This is a genomic window from Bifidobacterium animalis subsp. animalis ATCC 25527, from assembly GCF_000260715.1.
Classification (GTDB): Bacteria; Actinomycetota; Actinomycetes; order Actinomycetales; family Bifidobacteriaceae; genus Bifidobacterium; species Bifidobacterium animalis.
Map to the genome: position 1 here is coordinate 731,713 of NC_017834.1, position 17,378 is coordinate 749,090.

The 17,378-nt window shown below is 60.0% G+C and carries 14 protein-coding genes and 1 tRNA gene; 11 read left to right on the top strand and 4 right to left on the bottom strand.

Annotation, left to right across the window (positions count from 1 at the left end):
• The first annotated feature begins 92 nt into the window (after positions 1–92).
• Positions 93–1,295, top strand: a complete 1,203-nt coding sequence (locus BANAN_RS03090) for a glycosyltransferase (RefSeq protein WP_014697488.1) — start codon at positions 93–95, stop codon at positions 1,293–1,295.
• A gap of 70 nt (positions 1,296–1,365) precedes the next feature.
• Here BANAN_RS03090 and BANAN_RS03095 read toward each other — a convergent pair whose 3' ends face one another.
• On the bottom strand, positions 1,366–2,391 hold the full coding sequence (locus tag BANAN_RS03095) for a threonine aldolase family protein (RefSeq protein WP_014697489.1): 1,026 nt from the start codon (positions 2,389–2,391) through the stop codon (positions 1,366–1,368).
• Positions 2,392–2,597: 206 nt separating this feature from the next.
• Positions 2,598–2,670 (bottom strand) — tRNA-His (locus BANAN_RS03100).
• Between the two features lie 899 nt (positions 2,671–3,569).
• Between BANAN_RS03100 and rpsL the strand changes: the two genes are divergently transcribed.
• From rpsL to tuf, 4 genes are all read left to right on the top strand, one after another.
• The gene (gene rpsL, locus BANAN_RS03105) at positions 3,570–3,941 is read left to right on the top strand and encodes a 30S ribosomal protein S12 (RefSeq protein WP_004269067.1); all 372 of its coding nucleotides are present in this window, start codon (positions 3,570–3,572) and stop codon (positions 3,939–3,941) included.
• A gap of 5 nt (positions 3,942–3,946) precedes the next feature.
• A complete protein-coding gene (gene rpsG / locus BANAN_RS03110) occupies positions 3,947–4,417 on the top strand; it encodes a 30S ribosomal protein S7 (RefSeq protein WP_004218876.1) in 471 nt (156 codons plus the stop codon).
• Positions 4,418–4,450: 33 nt separating this feature from the next.
• Positions 4,451–6,580, top strand: a complete 2,130-nt coding sequence (gene fusA, locus BANAN_RS03115) for an elongation factor G (protein ID WP_014697491.1) — start codon at positions 4,451–4,453, stop codon at positions 6,578–6,580.
• A gap of 177 nt (positions 6,581–6,757) precedes the next feature.
• Positions 6,758–7,957, top strand: a complete 1,200-nt coding sequence (gene tuf / locus BANAN_RS03120) for an elongation factor Tu (RefSeq protein WP_014697492.1) — start codon at positions 6,758–6,760, stop codon at positions 7,955–7,957.
• 285 nt (positions 7,958–8,242) lie between these two features.
• Here tuf and BANAN_RS03125 read toward each other — a convergent pair whose 3' ends face one another.
• Positions 8,243–8,917, bottom strand: coding sequence for a Pr6Pr family membrane protein (locus BANAN_RS03125; protein WP_041776975.1), 675 nt, complete (start codon positions 8,915–8,917; stop codon positions 8,243–8,245).
• Positions 8,918–9,058: 141 nt separating this feature from the next.
• Entirely contained in the window at positions 9,059–9,628 is a 570-nt protein-coding gene (locus tag BANAN_RS03130) for a hypothetical protein (RefSeq protein ID WP_014697494.1), read from the bottom strand.
• 274 nt (positions 9,629–9,902) lie between these two features.
• On the opposite strand from BANAN_RS03130, the gene efp reads away from it, so the two are divergent.
• The 6 genes from efp to gmk all read left to right on the top strand — a co-directional run bounded on the left by efp (position 9,903) and on the right by gmk (position 17,333).
• On the top strand, positions 9,903–10,466 hold the full coding sequence (gene efp, locus BANAN_RS03135; protein ID WP_004218881.1) for an elongation factor P: 564 nt from the start codon (positions 9,903–9,905) through the stop codon (positions 10,464–10,466).
• A gap of 96 nt (positions 10,467–10,562) precedes the next feature.
• Positions 10,563–11,027: a transcription antitermination factor NusB gene (gene nusB, locus BANAN_RS03140; RefSeq protein WP_004218883.1), complete on the top strand. Its 465-nt coding sequence runs from the start codon at positions 10,563–10,565 to the stop codon at positions 11,025–11,027.
• 73 nt (positions 11,028–11,100) lie between these two features.
• Complete coding sequence (gene carA, locus BANAN_RS03145) at positions 11,101–12,336, top strand: glutamine-hydrolyzing carbamoyl-phosphate synthase small subunit (protein WP_014697495.1); 1,236 nt, start codon at positions 11,101–11,103, stop codon at positions 12,334–12,336.
• Entirely contained in the window at positions 12,329–15,739 is a 3,411-nt protein-coding gene (gene carB, locus BANAN_RS03150; RefSeq protein WP_014697496.1) for a carbamoyl-phosphate synthase large subunit, read from the top strand. The genes carA and carB overlap by 8 nt, the downstream gene beginning before the upstream one ends.
• Entirely contained in the window at positions 15,736–16,707 is a 972-nt protein-coding gene (gene pyrF, locus BANAN_RS03155; protein WP_014697497.1) for an orotidine-5'-phosphate decarboxylase, read from the top strand. Before carB ends, pyrF begins: the two co-directional genes overlap by 4 nt.
• The gene (gene gmk / locus BANAN_RS03160; RefSeq protein WP_014697498.1) at positions 16,704–17,333 is read left to right on the top strand and encodes a guanylate kinase; all 630 of its coding nucleotides are present in this window, start codon (positions 16,704–16,706) and stop codon (positions 17,331–17,333) included. Before pyrF ends, gmk begins: the two co-directional genes overlap by 4 nt.
• Positions 17,334–17,378: the final 45 nt, after the last annotated feature.

A 17,378-nucleotide genomic window follows, 5' to 3' on the forward strand; every position in this document is an offset into this window, starting at 1 on the left:
TCGTGTCATTCGCGGCGTGGGGGAGCGGATTCGCAAAAAAGACAATGCGCGAATACCGTGAAATATACAGTCCAGCGGGTTAGATGAGCACTATGGAAGCACACAACGAAGCAGCGTCGCCGCAGTCGGCGTCCGACAACGCAACCGATGGGCCACTGACGATCGCACTGGTTGTGGACACTTTCGGCAACCGCGGCAACGGCACCTCGAACTCGGCGCTCCAATGGGCGCAGGAGCTCGAACGGCAGGGTCACCAGGTTCGATTGGTGGGGATCAATGCCCCCGAATATCCGGCCAGAGAGAACCACATTCCGTTGGTGAGCTGGATTTCGGCCAAGCAGCAGATGCATTTCGCCCAGCCGAGCGCCACGCTGTTCGACCGCGCCTTCGACGGTGTGGACGTCGTGCACATCTACACACCGTTCAAATTCGGCCGGCATGCCATGGCGGCGGCCCGTGCCAAGGGACTGCCGGTCACCGCGGGCTTCCACGTGCAGCCGGAGAACGTCATGTATTCGGCAGGGCCGGCCCGATGGATCCCCGGCATGGATCGGTTCATCTACTGGCTGTTCAGGCGCTGGCTGTATTCCGGGGTCGACGCCATCCATGTGCCCACGAATCTGGGGAAGCAATTGCTGCTCGACCACGGGTATGCCGAACCGATCTTCGTCATCTCGAACGGCTACGCACCGCGATTCGTGCCGAAGGAGCAGCGCAAGGGCGATGCCGCACCGCAGATTCCCGTGCGCATCATCGCTTCGGGTCGCCTTTCGAACGAGAAGAACCATGTCGAGCTCATCGAGGCGGTCTGCCGTTGTGCGCATGCGGACGACATTCATCTGACGATTGCCGGCACGGGGCCAATCCGGAACAAACTCGTGCGTTTTGCCAAGCGGAAGCTCAAGCGTCCTGCCTCGATCGGTTTCCACAAGAACTCGACGATGCCCCAGTTGTTGCGGTCGGCAGACCTGCTCGTTCATCCTTCGATCGCCGACCTCGAATCGGTGAGCGTCATCGAAGGCATGGCCTCGGGCTTGGTGCCGGTGATTGCCGACTCGAAACTGAGTGCGGCAGGCCAGTTCTCGCTCTGCCCGCAATCCTCATACCCGGTGGGCGATGTGGACGCGTTGGCCGAACGCATAGACTGGTGGATCGACCATCCCAGGGAGCTCAACACGTGGGGCGACACCTATGCGCGCCATACGAAGGACACGTATTCGGTGGAGGAATCGGTGAGGCGTTTCGCCGAGATGGAACGCCAGATCATCTCCGACCACGCAGTTTCCTCACGCTAACTGTAGCTGATCGTAACAGGCTGGCCCCCGCGGATATGGAATCCGCAGGGACCACAGCCCATAACGAGAATCAGAGCAGCTTGATGAGCTCGTCCACCTGCTCGTCGGTGGTGGCCCAGCTCGTGCAGATGCGCAGCATCACATGGTCGGCATCCACCTGCTCCATGAATCCGAGCTTGACGGACTTCGCGAGTTCCTGCGCGCGCTGCGTGGCCACCACGATGAAGATCTGGTTGGTCTGCGAGATGTATTCGACGTCGTAATGCTTCTCGAACAGTGCCTTGCGAATCTTGTCCGCCTCGGCGTTCGCATGCTTGGCGAGCTTGAAGTAGAGGTCGTCGGTGAACAGCGTGTCGAACTGCAGTCCCAACAGCCAGCCCTTCGCCAGCAGTGCACCGTGCTGCTTGACGATCGTCGTGAAGTTCCTCGGCGAATTACCGCGCGGGAACACGACGGCCTCTCCGAACATCGTGCCGCATTTGGTGCCGCCAATGGTGAAGACGTCCGCCAGACGGGCGAGATCGGGCAGCTGCACGTCGTTCATGTCCGCCGTGAGCGCCATACCCAACCGCGCGCCGTCCACATAGAGGGGCAGATTGTGGTCATGCGCGACCTGTGAGATTGAGGCGAGCTCCTCACGCGTGTACACGGTGCCGTATTCGGTGGGTTGTGAGATATACACACAGCCGGGGTAGACCATGTGCTCATGGTTGAGGTCGTTTTCGAAGCTCTGGCAGTATTCGTCGAGCTGTTCGCCGGTGATCTTGCCGTCGTGCTGGGGGAGTGCAAGCACTTTGTGGCCCGTCGCCTCGATGGCGCCGGCCTCGTGCGTGTTGATGTGCGCGCTCGTCGGGCATACGACACCTGCGTATTGCGGGGTGATGGCGCTGAGCACGGTCTGGTTCGTCTGTGTGCCTCCCACGAGGAACCAGACGTCGGCCTGTGCGGCATCGCAGGCCTTGCGAATTTTGTTTGCGGCCGCATCGCAGTACTGGTCCTTGCCATAGCCGGAGTTCTGCTCGTTCGCCATGGCCTGCATGCGGGCGACGATCTGCGGGGCGGCGGTGGAGGAATAATCGTTTTCGAAAGACAGCATATGCACTCCTGCTCGTGTGGTTACGTGCGGTTCTGTTGTGTAGTCTACGCCCGGGAACCGAGCGCAAGCACCATTGCCGCGCACGGTGAACGTCATGGCGAGATGGTGAAGGTGGCGGGACCGCCATTGTTACCCAGTGTTACCGAAACGAAAAACCCCGGGATTCGTTCGGTTTGGAAACCGTTGGAATCTCGGGGTTTGGCCGGGGTGGCTAACGCGGCTCGAACGCGCGACCTTCTGAACCACAATCAGATGCTCTACCAACTGAGCTATAGCCACCATGTGTACGTGTCTGCTGAGCATCACGCAACAGATGAAAACTATACACGAGGGTTTCCCTAAAACCGGGGTCGGCGTGTCGCCTATGCAATCGATGCGGGCGTAGGTATACTTGGAGATACACCAAGAAGAAACGAATTCCAAGGGTTTTGGGCACGCATAGGAGCGTGCGGCGCGGGGAGCGCCAATGCGGCATAACTCAACGGACAGAGCAGAGAAGTCCATGAAGTCATATAAGCGGATGCGATGGCGATTGCACGGCCTCGAGACGAGGGGCCGGCAGGAGAGTATTGAAAACCAAAATGGAAACGCAATCGCCGCTGTGTGCAGAAGGGCCATATGGTTGATGCGCGTGGCGATATGAGTCGCGTATGGTGGGCCGGCGGCACCCGGGGTGTGCGGGTGAGTCGGCAAATGTCGCAAATACGGTGGTCGAATTGGTGGCAGTGAATCGAATGCAAGCCATGTGCATGCGGCTGAGGCATCAGGGTGGATGCCCGGGCTGTCGGCGACAGTAAGCCGAGGCATGCGGCAGAGAGCGAGAAATGTGTGCCATATGTGATGGCCGGCGAATGGTGGAATATCCTGTTCGCCCCGTTGTTGAGTATGGTGATGAGAAGCTAGACGGCCCCGGAGGCACCTAGACACTCCGGGGCCGTCTTTTGTCTGCCGTCATGGTACAGTAGACGTTTGTGTGTGCCAGCAGTACACCTTATGTGACAGGAGTACATGCTGGGATATCCCCGAGTTCGCGATGATCACGCGCAGTAATGCGGCAGTGAGAGGGCGAGGGGTCATCGGGCCGGTGAACGTTGGCTAGCTAATCCGATTCGGAGAAGTGGGTCACAAAGGCGCGGCTCCACAAAGAAGAACATTACAAACTGAATCGGAGAATCAAGTTGCCTACTATTGAACAGCTTGTCCGCAAGGGACGCAAGGCAAAGCCGAAGAAGTCCAAGACTTTGGCTCTCAAGGGCAGCCCGCTGCGTCGCGGCGTGTGCACGCGTGTTTACACTACCACCCCGAAGAAGCCGAACTCGGCACTGCGTAAGGTCGCTCGTGTTCGTCTGAGCTCCGGCATCGAAGTCACCGCCTACATTCCGGGCGAAGGCCACAACCTGCAGGAGCACTCCATCGTGCTCGTGCGCGGCGGCCGTGTCAAGGATCTGCCGGGCGTGCGTTACCACATCGTGCGTGGTGCACTCGATACCCAGGGCGTCAAGGACCGCAAGCAGGGTCGTTCCCTGTACGGAGCAAAGAAGGCGAAGTAAGAGATATGTCACGTAAAGGACCTTCCAAGAAACACCAGGTGCTTCCAGATCCGATCTACGGCTCGATCGTGGTGGCACAGCTCATCAACAAGATCTTGCTTGACGGCAAGAAGTCGATCGCGGAGGACATCGTCTATTCCGCACTCGATATGGTCAAGGACAAGACCGATCAGGAACCGGTTGCAGTGCTCAAGCGCGCTCTGGACAACATCCGTCCGTCGCTCGAAGTCCGCTCCCGCCGTGTCGGTGGCGCCACCTACCAGGTGCCGGTCGAGGTCAAGCCCGCTCGTGCGAACACGCTGTCGCTGCGCTGGCTGACCGACTTCTCCCGCGCTCGTCGCGAGAAGACGATGGCCGAGCGTCTCGCAAACGAGATCCTCGACGCGTCCAATGGCCTTGGCGCATCCGTCAAGCGTCGTGAAGACACCCACAAGATGGCAGAGGCCAACAAGGCCTTCGCTCATTACCGCTGGTAATTAAGTCGAGCAACGAAGAGTTAAGGAAAATTCATGGCACTGGACGTGCTTACCAACCTCAACCAGGTTCGTAACATCGGCATCATGGCACACATCGATGCCGGCAAGACCACCACTACCGAGCGTATTCTGTTCTACACCGGTAAGAACTACAAGATCGGCGAAACCCACGAGGGTGCTTCGACGATGGACTTCATGGCTCAGGAGAAGGAACGCGGCATCACCATCCAGTCCGCTGCGACCACCTGCTTCTGGAACCGCCAGACCCACGATCCGGACGAGAAGTTCCAGATCAACATCATCGACACCCCTGGCCACGTGGACTTCACCGCCGAGGTGGAGCGTTCGCTTCGCGTGCTCGACGGCGCCGTCGCAGTGTTCGACGGCAAGGAGGGCGTGGAGCCCCAGTCGGAGACCGTGTGGCGTCAGGCCGACAAGTACGGCGTTCCGCGCATCTGCTTCATCAACAAGATGGACAAGCTCGGTGCCGACTTCTACTACTCGGTGAGCACCATCAAGGAGAAGCTTGGTGCGACCCCGCTCGTCGTCCAGCTGCCGATCGGTGCTGAGAACGATTTCTCGGGCGTCGTCGACCTCATCCGTATGAAGGCATACGTGTGGAACGACGTCAAGGACGACCAGGGTGCCCATTACGACACCGTGGAGATTCCGGACGATCTCAAGGAACGCGCTGAGCAGTACCGTTCCGAACTGCTCGACCAGGTTGCGGAGACCGACGAGGAGCTGCTCGAGAAGTATCTCGAGAACGGCGACCTCTCGGAGCAGGAGATCCGTGGCGCCATCCGTCAGCTCACCATCTCCCGTGAGGCTTACCCGGTGCTGTGCGGTTCGGCCTTCAAGGACAAGGGCGTGCAGCCGATGCTCGATGCCGTTGTCGACTATCTGCCGAGCCCTGAGGACGTTCCGTCCATCGTCGGCTTCGATCCTTCCGATGAGTCCATCGAGATTGACCGCAAGCCCACCATGGACGACCCGTTCTCGGCTCTCGTGTTCAAGATCTCGACCCACCCGTTCTACGGCAAGCTCGTGTTCGTGCGCGTCTATTCCGGCTCCGTCAAGCCGGGCGACAACGTGCTCGATTCCACGAAGGGCAAGAAGGAACGCGTCGGCAAGATCTTCCAGATGCACGCTGACAAGGAGAACCCGGTAGACGCAGCCGAGGCCGGCAACATCTACACCTTCGTGGGCCTCAAGAACGTCACCACCGGTGACACGCTGTGCGACGAGAAGCACCCGATCTCCCTCGAATCCATGACCTTCCCGGATCCTGTGATCGAGGTGGCCGTGGAGCCGAAGACCAAGGCCGATCAGGAGAAGATGAGCCTGGCCCTCGCCAAGCTCTCCGACGAGGATCCGACCTTCCAGGTGAAGACCGATGAGGAGTCGGGCCAGACCCTCATCTCCGGCATGGGCGAGCTCCAGCTCGACATCATCGTCGACCGCATGCGCCGCGAGTTCAAGGTGGAGTGCAACGTCGGCAAGCCGCAGGTCGCCTACCGCGAGACGATCCGCAAGGCCGTCATGAACCAGGAATACACGCACAAGAAGCAGACCGGTGGTTCCGGCCAGTTCGCAAAGGTGCTCATGAACTTCGAACCGCTCGACACCGAGAACGGCGAGGTCTACGAGTTCGTGAACGAGGTCACCGGCGGCCACATCACCAAGGAATTCATTCCTTCGATCGATGCTGGTGTGCAGGAGGCCATGGAATCCGGTATTCTCGCCGGCTTCCCGGTCGTTGGCGTCAAGGCCACCGTCACCGACGGTCAGGTCCACGACGTCGATTCCTCGGAAATGGCCTTCAAGATCGCCGGCTCCATGTGCTTCAAGGAAGCGGCCCCGAAGGCGAAACCGGTCATTCTCGAGCCGATCATGGCCGTCGAGGTCCGCACCCCGGAAGAGTACATGGGTGACGTCATGGGCGATCTGAACTCCCGTCGTGGCTCCATCCAGTCGATGAACGACGCCACCGGTGTCAAGGTTATCGACGCAAAGGTGCCGCTGAGCGAGATGTTCGGCTACATTGGCGACCTGCGTTCCAAGACCCAGGGCCGTGCAATGTTCACCATGCAGATGGACTCGTACGCGGAGGTCCCGAAGGCCGTCGCAGACGAGATCATCAAGGCCCAGCGTGGCGAGTGACACCCGTTACAAATCACGCACAACACAACTTGAACCTGTCTCCAGTCGGCGCTAGAATTCTGTAGCGCTGACTGGGTTCGGGTCCAAAGTGGCAAAAACCCAGAAACCCAGTAAAATGTAGCAAGTGCCTTGAGTGATCAAGGCTTACTACGAGAACGTCCAGGAGGACAAAAACATATGGCAAAGGAAAAGTACGAGCGTACTAAGCCGCACGTTAACATTGGTACCATCGGCCACGTCGATCACGGCAAGACGACCCTGACTGCAGCAATCTCCAAGGTTCTGCACGATGAGTACCCGGATCTGAACCCTGAGTACGACTTCAACCAGATCGACGCCGCTCCGGAAGAGCAGCAGCGTGGTATCACCATCAACATTGCCCACATCGAGTACCAGACGGCCAAGCGTCACTACGCCCACGTCGACTGCCCGGGCCACGCCGACTTCGTGAAGAACATGATCACCGGTGCTGCCCAGATGGATGGCGCCATCCTCGTTGTGGCCGCCACCGACGGCCCGATGGCCCAGACCCGCGAGCACGTGCTGCTCGCCCGTCAGGTCGGCGTGCCGAGGATCCTCGTCGCTCTGAACAAGTGCGATATGGTCGACGATGAAGAACTCATCGAGCTCGTCGAAGAAGAGGTCCGCGACCTCCTCGACGAGAACGGCTTCGACCGTGACTGCCCGGTTGTGCACACCTCCGCCTACGGCGCTCTGCACGACGACGCTCCGGATCACGACAAGTGGGTTGCCACCGTCAAGGAGCTCATGGACGACGTCGACGACTACATCCCGACCCCGGTTCACGACCTCGACAAGCCGTTCCTGATGCCGATCGAAGATGTCTTCACCATCTCCGGTCGTGGCACCGTCGTCACCGGCCGTGTTGAGCGTGGCAAGCTGCCGATCAACACCAACGTCGAGATCGTCGGCATCCGCCCGACCCAGACCACCACCGTCACCTCCATCGAGACCTTCCACAAGCAGATGGACGAGGCCGAGGCTGGCGACAACACCGGTCTGCTGCTCCGCGGCATCAACCGCACCGACGTCGAGCGTGGCCAGGTCGTGGCTGCGCCGGGTTCGGTCACCCCGCACACCAAGTTCGAAGGCGAAGTCTACGTCCTCACCAAGGATGAGGGCGGCCGTCACTCGCCGTTCTTCTCGAACTACCGTCCGCAGTTCTACTTCCGCACCACCGACGTCACCGGCGTCATCACGCTGCCGGAAGGCGTCGAGATGGTTCAGCCTGGCGATCACGCGACCTTCACGGTCGAGCTGATCCAGCCGATCGCTATGGAAGAGGGCCTCACCTTCGCAGTGCGTGAAGGCGGCCACACCGTCGGCTCGGGCCGTGTCACCAAGATCCTCGCCTGATTCCAATGAATCAAGCGTGCGACAGACACGCATGAACTAGCGTTCCCAAAAGGCTCCACAGGAAACTGTGGGGCCTTTTGCGTTGTCCGAAAGCGCCGATTCCGAAGTGGCCTTGCGTATATCTGCCGACACAGGGGATCGTCTACAGTGATGCCAAATGGCAACGGCCCGGGAATGGAATTCACCAAGCGGAGAAAAAGGAGCACCGCAATCCACGAATAACAAAAGGCGCCGCAACAGCGGCGCCCAGAAACGGCAAAGCGCAATAAAAAATCAGTCAGTGGCTCAGTCGGCGGAATCGATGGGTGTGGATTCCTTTGCGGCCGGCATTATACGGTCCACGGCCATCAGAATGTAACCGAGCACAATGAATGCGGCAAGCAGAATCAGGCACCAACGCACCACACCTGCAATGCCCTGCTGATTGACATCGATGAAGAAATACGGGTAGAGTTTCGGCACCGCGGTGTCAAAGTTGACCAGCCACGCGCGCATATAGACGAAGGCGAGGTAGACAAGCGGGAACACCGTGGAATAGAGCGGGTACGTCCACTTCACTTTCCTATGCTCGTAGAACAGGAGCCAATCGGCAACGAACATGAGCGGCAGCACCACATGGAACGTGATGCTCGTGACTTTGAAGTTCTCGAGCGGGTTGCGATCCGGTGCATTGGCAAGCAGCAGGTTGAACACAAAGAACGTGAGGAGAATGGCAGTGACCGAAATGAACTTTAAGGCGGGGGAGAGCTTCACATAGCCGTCGTGCTTGCGGCTGGCCGTCTGCACGAGTTCGAAGAACATGACGGCAATGCACAGGTAATTCGACAGGTTCGTGAAATACACGTAGAACACGTTGTCGAAGCTGCCGTCATACATGCCGAAGCTGCCGAGTATTCCCACTATGCCGAACGCACAGTAGAACGATTGGAAAATGAGTTGAGCGGTTCTGCTCCGTACCATAGAAAAACCTTTCCGCAATGCCCGTGAATTCGGGCGACCCTCATATTCTATGGCACGATTTCATACAAATACTATGTGGATGCACACAAAATTCGTCATGTTCAAGTGTGCATCCACACAGCAAACCGGGAGTGTTCCGCGTTACTTGACGTCGATGGTGTTGAGGCCCTCGGCATGAAGATCCACTTCGGTGACCGCGCGAATCGAATCGTCGGCGGAGAGTTCGATGACCACCGGATTCATTGCCTTGATGGCGGCGTCGGAGAACTCGGTGTGGCCGGACGGCGAGCTCTTGAGCAGGATCATCGGCAGATCGGAGGTGAGCGTTTGCGTGGCATCGTCGATATTGCCGTTGATCATGAGCACCTGACCGTTCTCCTGGCCGGAGACGTCCATCAGCATGCGAACGATGTCGCCGCGGCGCATGCTTGGGCAGGCAATCGTATCGAGCTTGTCGTCGCGAATGATGCGGTGGATCGCATCGACACCCTTGAGCTTGGCATCGATCACCGTGGCGTTCTCGGGAATCTCGGCCAGCGCGCCGCTCTCATCGATCACACCGAGCCTTGCGGATTCGGGCAGATTCGCGAGCAGGGACTCGAAGAGCGCGAGCTTGGCGGCGATGGTGGCGCGACCGACGATGATGACCGAACGGCGGTTCGCGAGTGCATCGGTGATGCGTGAATCTTTGATTTCCTCTGACATGGACATCCTTACTCCTTGCACTGCACGGGTGTGCAGACGGTATACAGATTGTTGATATACCCCATCAATCTGTGAAATGGCGCGAAGATGCCGTGTATTGCCGACGGGCGAACAAAAAAATGCGGTGCGATGACGAGGTGGTGCCGGTCTGAGAAATGGACGCGAACGTGCGTGCACGACGAAAACGGTGTACAACTGTGCACATATGACTGTAGAGAGGTGCTGGCATAATATGCAAGGCTCTATATAGCTGTATAGTCGACACGAATAGGTGAGTAATTTGGCACAGACTACTAACGACATCAAGAACGGTTCCATTCTGAATCTCGATGGCCAGCTCTGGCAGGTCATCAAGTTCCAGCACGTCAAGCCGGGCAAGGGCCCCGCTTTCGTGCGCACGACGATCAAGAACGTGCTCTCCGGCAAGATCGTCGACAAGACGTTCAACGCCGGCATGAAGATGGATTTCGAGACCGTCGACAACCGCACGCTGCAGTACTCGTATGAGGACGGCGACAACTTCGTGTTCATGGACATGACCACCTTCGACCAGATCATGATTCCGAAGACGCTCGTGGGTGACAAGGCCAAGTACCTCCTCGAAGGCACCGACTGCATCGTCTCCTTCCACGACGGCCAGCCGCTGTCGGTGGAACTGCCGGCATCCGTCGTGCTCACCATCACCCACACCGAGCCGGGTCTGCAGGGTAACCGTTCGAACGCGGGCACCAAGCCAGCCACCGTCGAGACCGGTGCCGAAATCCAGGTCCCGCTGTTCATCGGCGAGGGCGAGAAGGTGAAGGTCAACACCGACGACGGTTCCTACCTGGGCCGCGAGAACTGAGATCGGCCACTCGCACTCACAGAAGCAGGACTTGCGGGCGGGGATTGGCATCGCGTGCCGGTGCCCCGCCCACAGTGAAGAAAAGGATAAGCTTGTATGGCACGTTCGACCGCTCGTCGCAGGGCTCTGAACACGTTGTATGAAGCGGATGAGAAGGGGCAGGATTTCCTGTCCCTTCTTGACGAACGCATCGCTCAGCCCGGTGCACAGACGCCGCTTCCCGAATACGCCATTGAGATTGTGCGTGGCGTGGATGAGCACCGGCGTGACATCGATTCCCAGCTCAATACGCATTCCACCGGTTGGAAGGTCAAGCGCATGCATGCGATCGACCGCAACATTCTGCGCATTGCGACGTGGGAGATTCTCTACAACGACGATGTGCCCGACAAGGTGGCCATTGACGAGGCGCTGAATCTGTCGAAGACGTTGTCGGACGATGCGGCCCCTTCGTTCATTCACGGTGTGTTGAGCGCCATTGTGGCGGCGAAGGACAAGCAGTCCCCGCAGTCCACACCATTGGATGATTCCGACAAGGACGAATCCGACCAAACCAATTAGCAGGTAATCGCGTTCGGCCGGATCGCGACTCTCAACCGGCCGCTTTCCTCAAATACTTTTGACGAATGGGGGTATGGTGACTCAGTTCGATCCGGCGAATGAATACACGGCTCAGGATGCCGTTCTCGTGCTTGAAGACGGGCAGGTGTACGTTGGCGAGCCATTCGGTGCCACGGGATCCACCTGCGCGGAGATCGTGTTCAACACCGCGATGACCGGCTATCAGGAAACACTGACCGACCCGAGCTACGATCGTCAGATCGTGGTGCAGACGTTCCCGCACATCGGCGACACCGGCGTCAACGATGAGGATCCGGAATCCTCCCGCATCTGGGTCGCGGGCTACGTGTTGCGCGACCCGAGCATGGTGGTGAGCAACTGGCGCGCAGCAGGGTCGTTGGATGACGACCTCATGGCCAACCACATCGTGGGCATCTCGCATATCGACACCCGCAAACTCGTGCGACACCTGCGCTCGGCAGGTGTGATGCGTGCGGGAATCTTCTCGGGAGCGGCGCTTGTCGGTTCCAACGGCGAGCCCCGCGAGATTTCCGACATGCTCGAAGAGGTGCAACGAACCCCGCAGATGAAGGGCATGAGCCTCTACGACGAGGTGAGCACCCCGGAAGCCTACGTGGTCGAGCCGGCCGGCGACTTCGAAGGCAAGGAGCCGTTGTTCACCGTGGCCGCGATCGATCTGGGCATCAAGGCCATGACCCCGCACCGCATGGCCGAGCGAGGCTGCCGTGTGGTCGTGCTGCCTTCCACCGTCACCTTCGATGAGATCCAGGAACTCAACCCCGACGGGGTGTTCTTCTCGAACGGGCCGGGCGACCCGGAACAGGCCGGCCAGATGGTCTCGTTGCTGCGCCAGGTGCTCGACGCCGGCTACCCGTTCTTCGGCATCTGCTTCGGCAACCAGTTGCTCGGGCGTGCCCTTGGGTTCGGCACCTACAAACTCAAGTTCGGTCATCGTGGCATCAACCAACCGGTCAAGGATGTGACCACCGGCAAGGTGGAGGTCACCGCCCACAATCATGGCTTCGCAGTGGATGCGCCAATCGGCGAGACGGTGGACGCCCCGTTCGAGAACGGTCGGTACGGCAAGGTGTTCGTGAGCCATGTCGATCTCAACGACAATGTGGTGGAAGGCCTGCAGTGCGTCGATATTCCGGCGTTCTCGGTGCAGTATCACCCCGAGGCGGCGGCTGGACCGCATGATGCCGCCTATCTGTTCGACCGCTTCGTTTCCATGATGGACAATTCCCGAGATTCCATGGCTTCCAAGAAGGAGAACGCGAATGCCTAAGCGCACAGACATCAAGTCGGTGATGGTTATTGGCTCCGGCCCGATCGTAATCGGCCAGGCGGCCGAATTCGATTACTCGGGCACCCAGGCGTGCCGGGTGCTGCGCGAGGAAGGCGTGCGGGTCATTCTCGTCAACTCGAATCCCGCCACGATCATGACCGATCCGGAGATGGCCGATGCCACCTACATCGAGCCGATCTCGACTACCATTCTCGAGAAGATCATCGCCAAGGAACGCCCGGATGCATTGCTGCCCACGCTTGGTGGCCAGACCGCGTTGAACGCCGCAGTGGCTCTTGGCGAGGCCGGTGTGCTCAAGAAGTACGATGTGGAGCTCATCGGCGCCTCGCTGGAAGCCATCGACCGCGGTGAGGACCGCGAGTCGTTCAAGAAGGTGGTGGAGGAGGCCGGCGCCGAGTCGGCACGCTCCGACATCGCCCACACCTTGGAGGAAGTGGACGCCATTGCCGAACGATTCGGTTTCCCGCTGGTCGTGCGTCCGTCGTTCACCATGGGAGGCCTCGGCTCCGGCATCGCGCACGACACCGAGGAGCTGCACCGCATCGCCGGTGCCGGCATTCACTATTCGCCGACCGACGAGGTGCTCATCGAAGAGGGCATCGAGGGCTGGAAGGAATACGAGCTCGAGCTCATGCGCGATCGCAACGACAACGTCGTGGTCGTCTGCCCGATCGAGAACGTCGACCCGGTCGGCGTGCATACCGGCGACTCGATCACCGTCGCCCCGGTCTTCACGCTGACCGACCGCGAGTATCAGAAGCTGCGTGACATCGGCATCGCGATCATTCGTGGTGTGGGTGTCGACACCGGCGGCTGCAACATCCAGTTCGCCATTCACCCCGACACGGGCCGCATCATCGTCATCGAGATGAACCCGCGCGTATCGCGTTCCTCCGCGCTGGCGTCGAAGGCCACAGGCTTCCCGATCGCCAAGATAGCTACGAAGCTCGCGCTCGGCTATACGCTCGACGAGATCCAGAACGACATCACGAAGTCGACGCCTGCCAGCTTCGAGCCCACCATCGACTATGTGGTCACCAAGGTGCCGCGGTTCGCTTTCGAGAAGTTCCCCGGCGCCGATCCGACGCTGACCACTTCAATGAAGTCGGTGGGCGAGGCCATGGCTTTGGCGGGCAACTTCCAGGAGTCGCTTGGCAAGGCCATGCGCTCCATAGACAAACGCCATATGGGCTTCAGCTGGGACGGCGAGAAGCCTAGCGAGGGCGAGGTGCACGAGCTGCTCGAGCAGATGCGTATTCCCACCGAACACCGTTACCTGCAGGTCATGCGTGCGATCTGGGGAGGTGCGACGCCGGAACAGATCTTCAACGCCACGAAGATCGACCCGTGGTTCATCGACCAGTTCTTCCAGATCAACGCTACCGCCATGCAGGTGCGCGACGCAGAGACGCTCTCGAAGCGCCTGCTCAGGAAGGCGAAGCTCGCCGGTCTGTCGGACGTGCAGATCGCACATCTGCGCAGACTCGGTGACGAAGGCGAGAACACGATTCGCGAACTGCGCTGGAACTACGGGCTGCACCCGGTGTTCAAGACGGTCGATACCTGTGCCGCCGAATTTGCCGCGCAAACACCGTACTACTATTCGTGCTATGCCGATGAGACCGAACTGCGCAAGAGGGAACGCAAGGCTGTGATCATTCTCGGCTCCGGACCCAACCGCATCGGCCAGGGCATCGAGTTCGACTACACATGCGTGCACGCTGTGCAGGAGCTCGGCAAGGACTATGACACGATCATGGTCAACTGCAATCCCGAAACCGTGTCCACCGACTACGACATGTCGGATCGTCTGTATTTCGAACCGCTCACCTTCGAGGACGTGCTTGAGATCTACGAGGCCGAGAAGAAGCAGGGTCCGATCAAGGGTGTGATTGTGCAGCTCGGTGGCCAGACGCCGCTTTCGCTCGCCGCACGTCTCAAGGCCGCCGGTGTGCCGATTCTCGGCACGACTCCCGAGGCCATCGACTTGGCCGAGAACCGCGAGCTGTTCGGTGAGGTGCTGCGTCAGGAACATCTCAACGCGCCGCGTTTCGGCACCGCGCTGAGCCTCGAAGAGGCCCGTGAAGCTGCCCACGACATCGGCTACCCGGTGCTGGTGCGCCCCAGCTACGTGCTCGGCGGCCGCGGCATGGAGATCGTGTACGACGATGCGCAGCTGGAGACCTACGTGAACCGCGCACTGAGTGAGGCGAAAGCCGACACCGTGGTGTCGGGGCGTCTTCCCTCCCCGCTGCTCATCGACAAGTTCCTGCAGGACGCCATCGAAATCGACGTCGATGCGCTGTTCGACGGCGAGGAACTGTATATCGGTGGCATCATGGAACACATTGAGGAGGCGGGCGTCCATTCCGGCGACGCCGCCTGCACATTGCCGCCAAGCACGCTGAGCGACGACCAGATTCGACGTCTGCGCGAGGCGACCCTGGCCATAGCCAAGGGTTGCCAGGTACGGGGTCTCATGAATGTGCAGTATGCCTTCATGGCCAACACACTGTATGTGATCGAGGCGAATCCACGCGCTTCTCGTACTGTGCCATTCGCTTCGAAGGCCACCGGCGTGGCTCTAGCGAAGGCTGCGGCCCGCATCATGGCAGGCGAGACGATTGAGCAGCAGCGTGAGAACGGCTTGCTGCTGCCTTATGGCGATGGCGGCGATGTGCGCCTCGGCCAGCAGGTCGCCGTGAAGGAGTCGGTGCTGCCGTTCAAGCGCTTCCGCACCCCGGTCGGCAAGACCGTCGACATTCTGCTCGGACCCGAGATGCGTTCCACTGGCGAGGTGATGGGCTTCGACCGCGACTTCCCACATGCCTTCGCCAAGAGCCAGCTGGCCTCCTACGAGGGCGGACTGCCGACGAACGGCAACGTGTTCATCTCGGTGAACGACACCGACAAGCGTCAGCTACCGCTGTTCGCCGTGCGTCTGGTGGAGCTTGGGTTCGAGATCTGGGCCACCGAGGGCACTGCATCGGTGCTGCGCCGCTACGGCATCGAATCGAAGATCGTCGACAAGATTCACAGCCGGGTGGACACCGATCCCGAGCATCCGGTTGAAATCCAGCATGCCGCGGGTAGCGTTGGCAAGAACGTCGTCGAGCTCATCGAGGAAGGCGAGATCGATCTCATCCTCAACACGCCGAACTCCCGTGGTTCCCGTTCCGACGGCTATTCGATCCGTGCCGCGGCCATTGCCGCCGACATTCCTCAGTACACGACGATGACGGAATTCTCCGCAGTGCTGCTGGCCATCGAAGCCGTGAAGAAGAATGATTACGAGGTGATGAGCATTCAGGAGCACTCCCGTGAGCTCTATGAACTCGAACGCAAGCACAAGGAAGAAGGCGAGGAAGCGCGAGCGCAATGACACAATCGCTCACAGACAAGGAACGCGAGGCCATGCACTCCGACTTCGGATTGCGGCTGAGCAACTCAATGAAGCAATACGGGCCGCTATGCGTGGGCATTGACCCGCATAGGGGCGTGCTCGAGAACTGGGGGTACAGCGTCGACGCCGAAGGCGCGGAGCTCTTCGCCATGCGTATGCTTCAGGCGGCCAGCGGCAGGGCCGCAGCCGTCAAGTTCCAGCTCTCCATGTTCGAACGCTACGGCTCCCGCGGTTTTGTGGCGCTGGAACGCGCCCTGTACGCGGCCCGTCAGATGGAGCTCATCACCATTGTCGACTGCCTGCATGGCGGCTTGCCAACCACCATCTCGGCCATTGCCGACGCCTATTTCAAGCCGGGTGCGCCCATGCTTGCCGATGCGATCACGTTGTTGCCATACTACGGTGCGCGGTCGCTCGGCGGTGTGATCAACGATGCGCTTGACAATGGGAGGGGAGTCTTCATCGCCTCGCTCACGTCGAACCCGGAGGGCGCGAGTCTGCAGACCGCAATCCGCCAGAACGGCGAGTACAAAGGCAAGACAGTGGCCTATGGCATCGCCGCGACCGCTCAGAAGTACAATAATTCGGTGAAGGGCCTCGGCTCGGTCGGACTCATCATTGGCGCGACCATTAGCCAATGGCTGCAGGAAAGCGGCATCGAACCGGGCGATTTCACAGGGCCGATCCTCTCGCCGGGCTACGGTTGGCAAGGTGCGGAGGGCAGCGATCTGAAGAACGTGTTCCATGGCACCAACGGCAATGTGTTGGTGACGGTGTCCCGCGCGATTTCGCAAAGCGGGCCCGACATGGATGCGCTCATCGAAAGCACCCAGACCATTGCCGCCGATGTACGCAAGGCATTGCGCGAAGCCACCGACGGCACGTCGACGGCGCCACGCGGACACATGGCGAATCCAAAAGGATTGCGCACTTGGGAGGAACAATGAGCGAACAATCCCGGCAATCGCAGGCAACCGAGCGGCAAGGCGGCCGGCTGATCGTACTCACCGGTCCCACAGCCGTGGGCAAGGGCACCGTCGAGACGGCGTTACGCAAGGCTCATCCGGAGGTCTGGGTTTCGGTCTCTGCCACCACGCGCGATCCACGGCCGGGGGAACGCGATGGCGTGAACTACTGGTTCATAAGCGAACCCGAATTCCTGCGCAGGCAGGAGGCGGGGGAGTTCCTCGAAACCGCCGTCGTGCATGGCATGGCGCACTACGGCACGCCGTTGGAACCCGTACGTGAGCACTTGGCGGGGAACGTGCCGACGATCCTCGAGATCGACCTGCAGGGTGCGCGCCGCGTCAAGGAGCGCGCGAAGGAACTCGGACTCGACGTGGTTTACGTGTTCATCGCGCCACCAAGCTTCGACGAGCTCAAGAAACGTCTGATCGGGCGTGGGACGGAGACGCCTGAACAGCAGGCGAAGCGGCTCGAGACCGCGAAGGTGGAGCTGGCGGCGGAGCCCGAGTTCGATGTGACGATCGTGAACGAGCAGGTGGACAAAGCGGCACGGGACTTGTGGAACGTCATCGCACAGGAATACGGATTGCCACAGGACTCCGACTGACGGCATGCAGCATCGAATGCGAGTGGGGGTGCCACCGAGGAAACC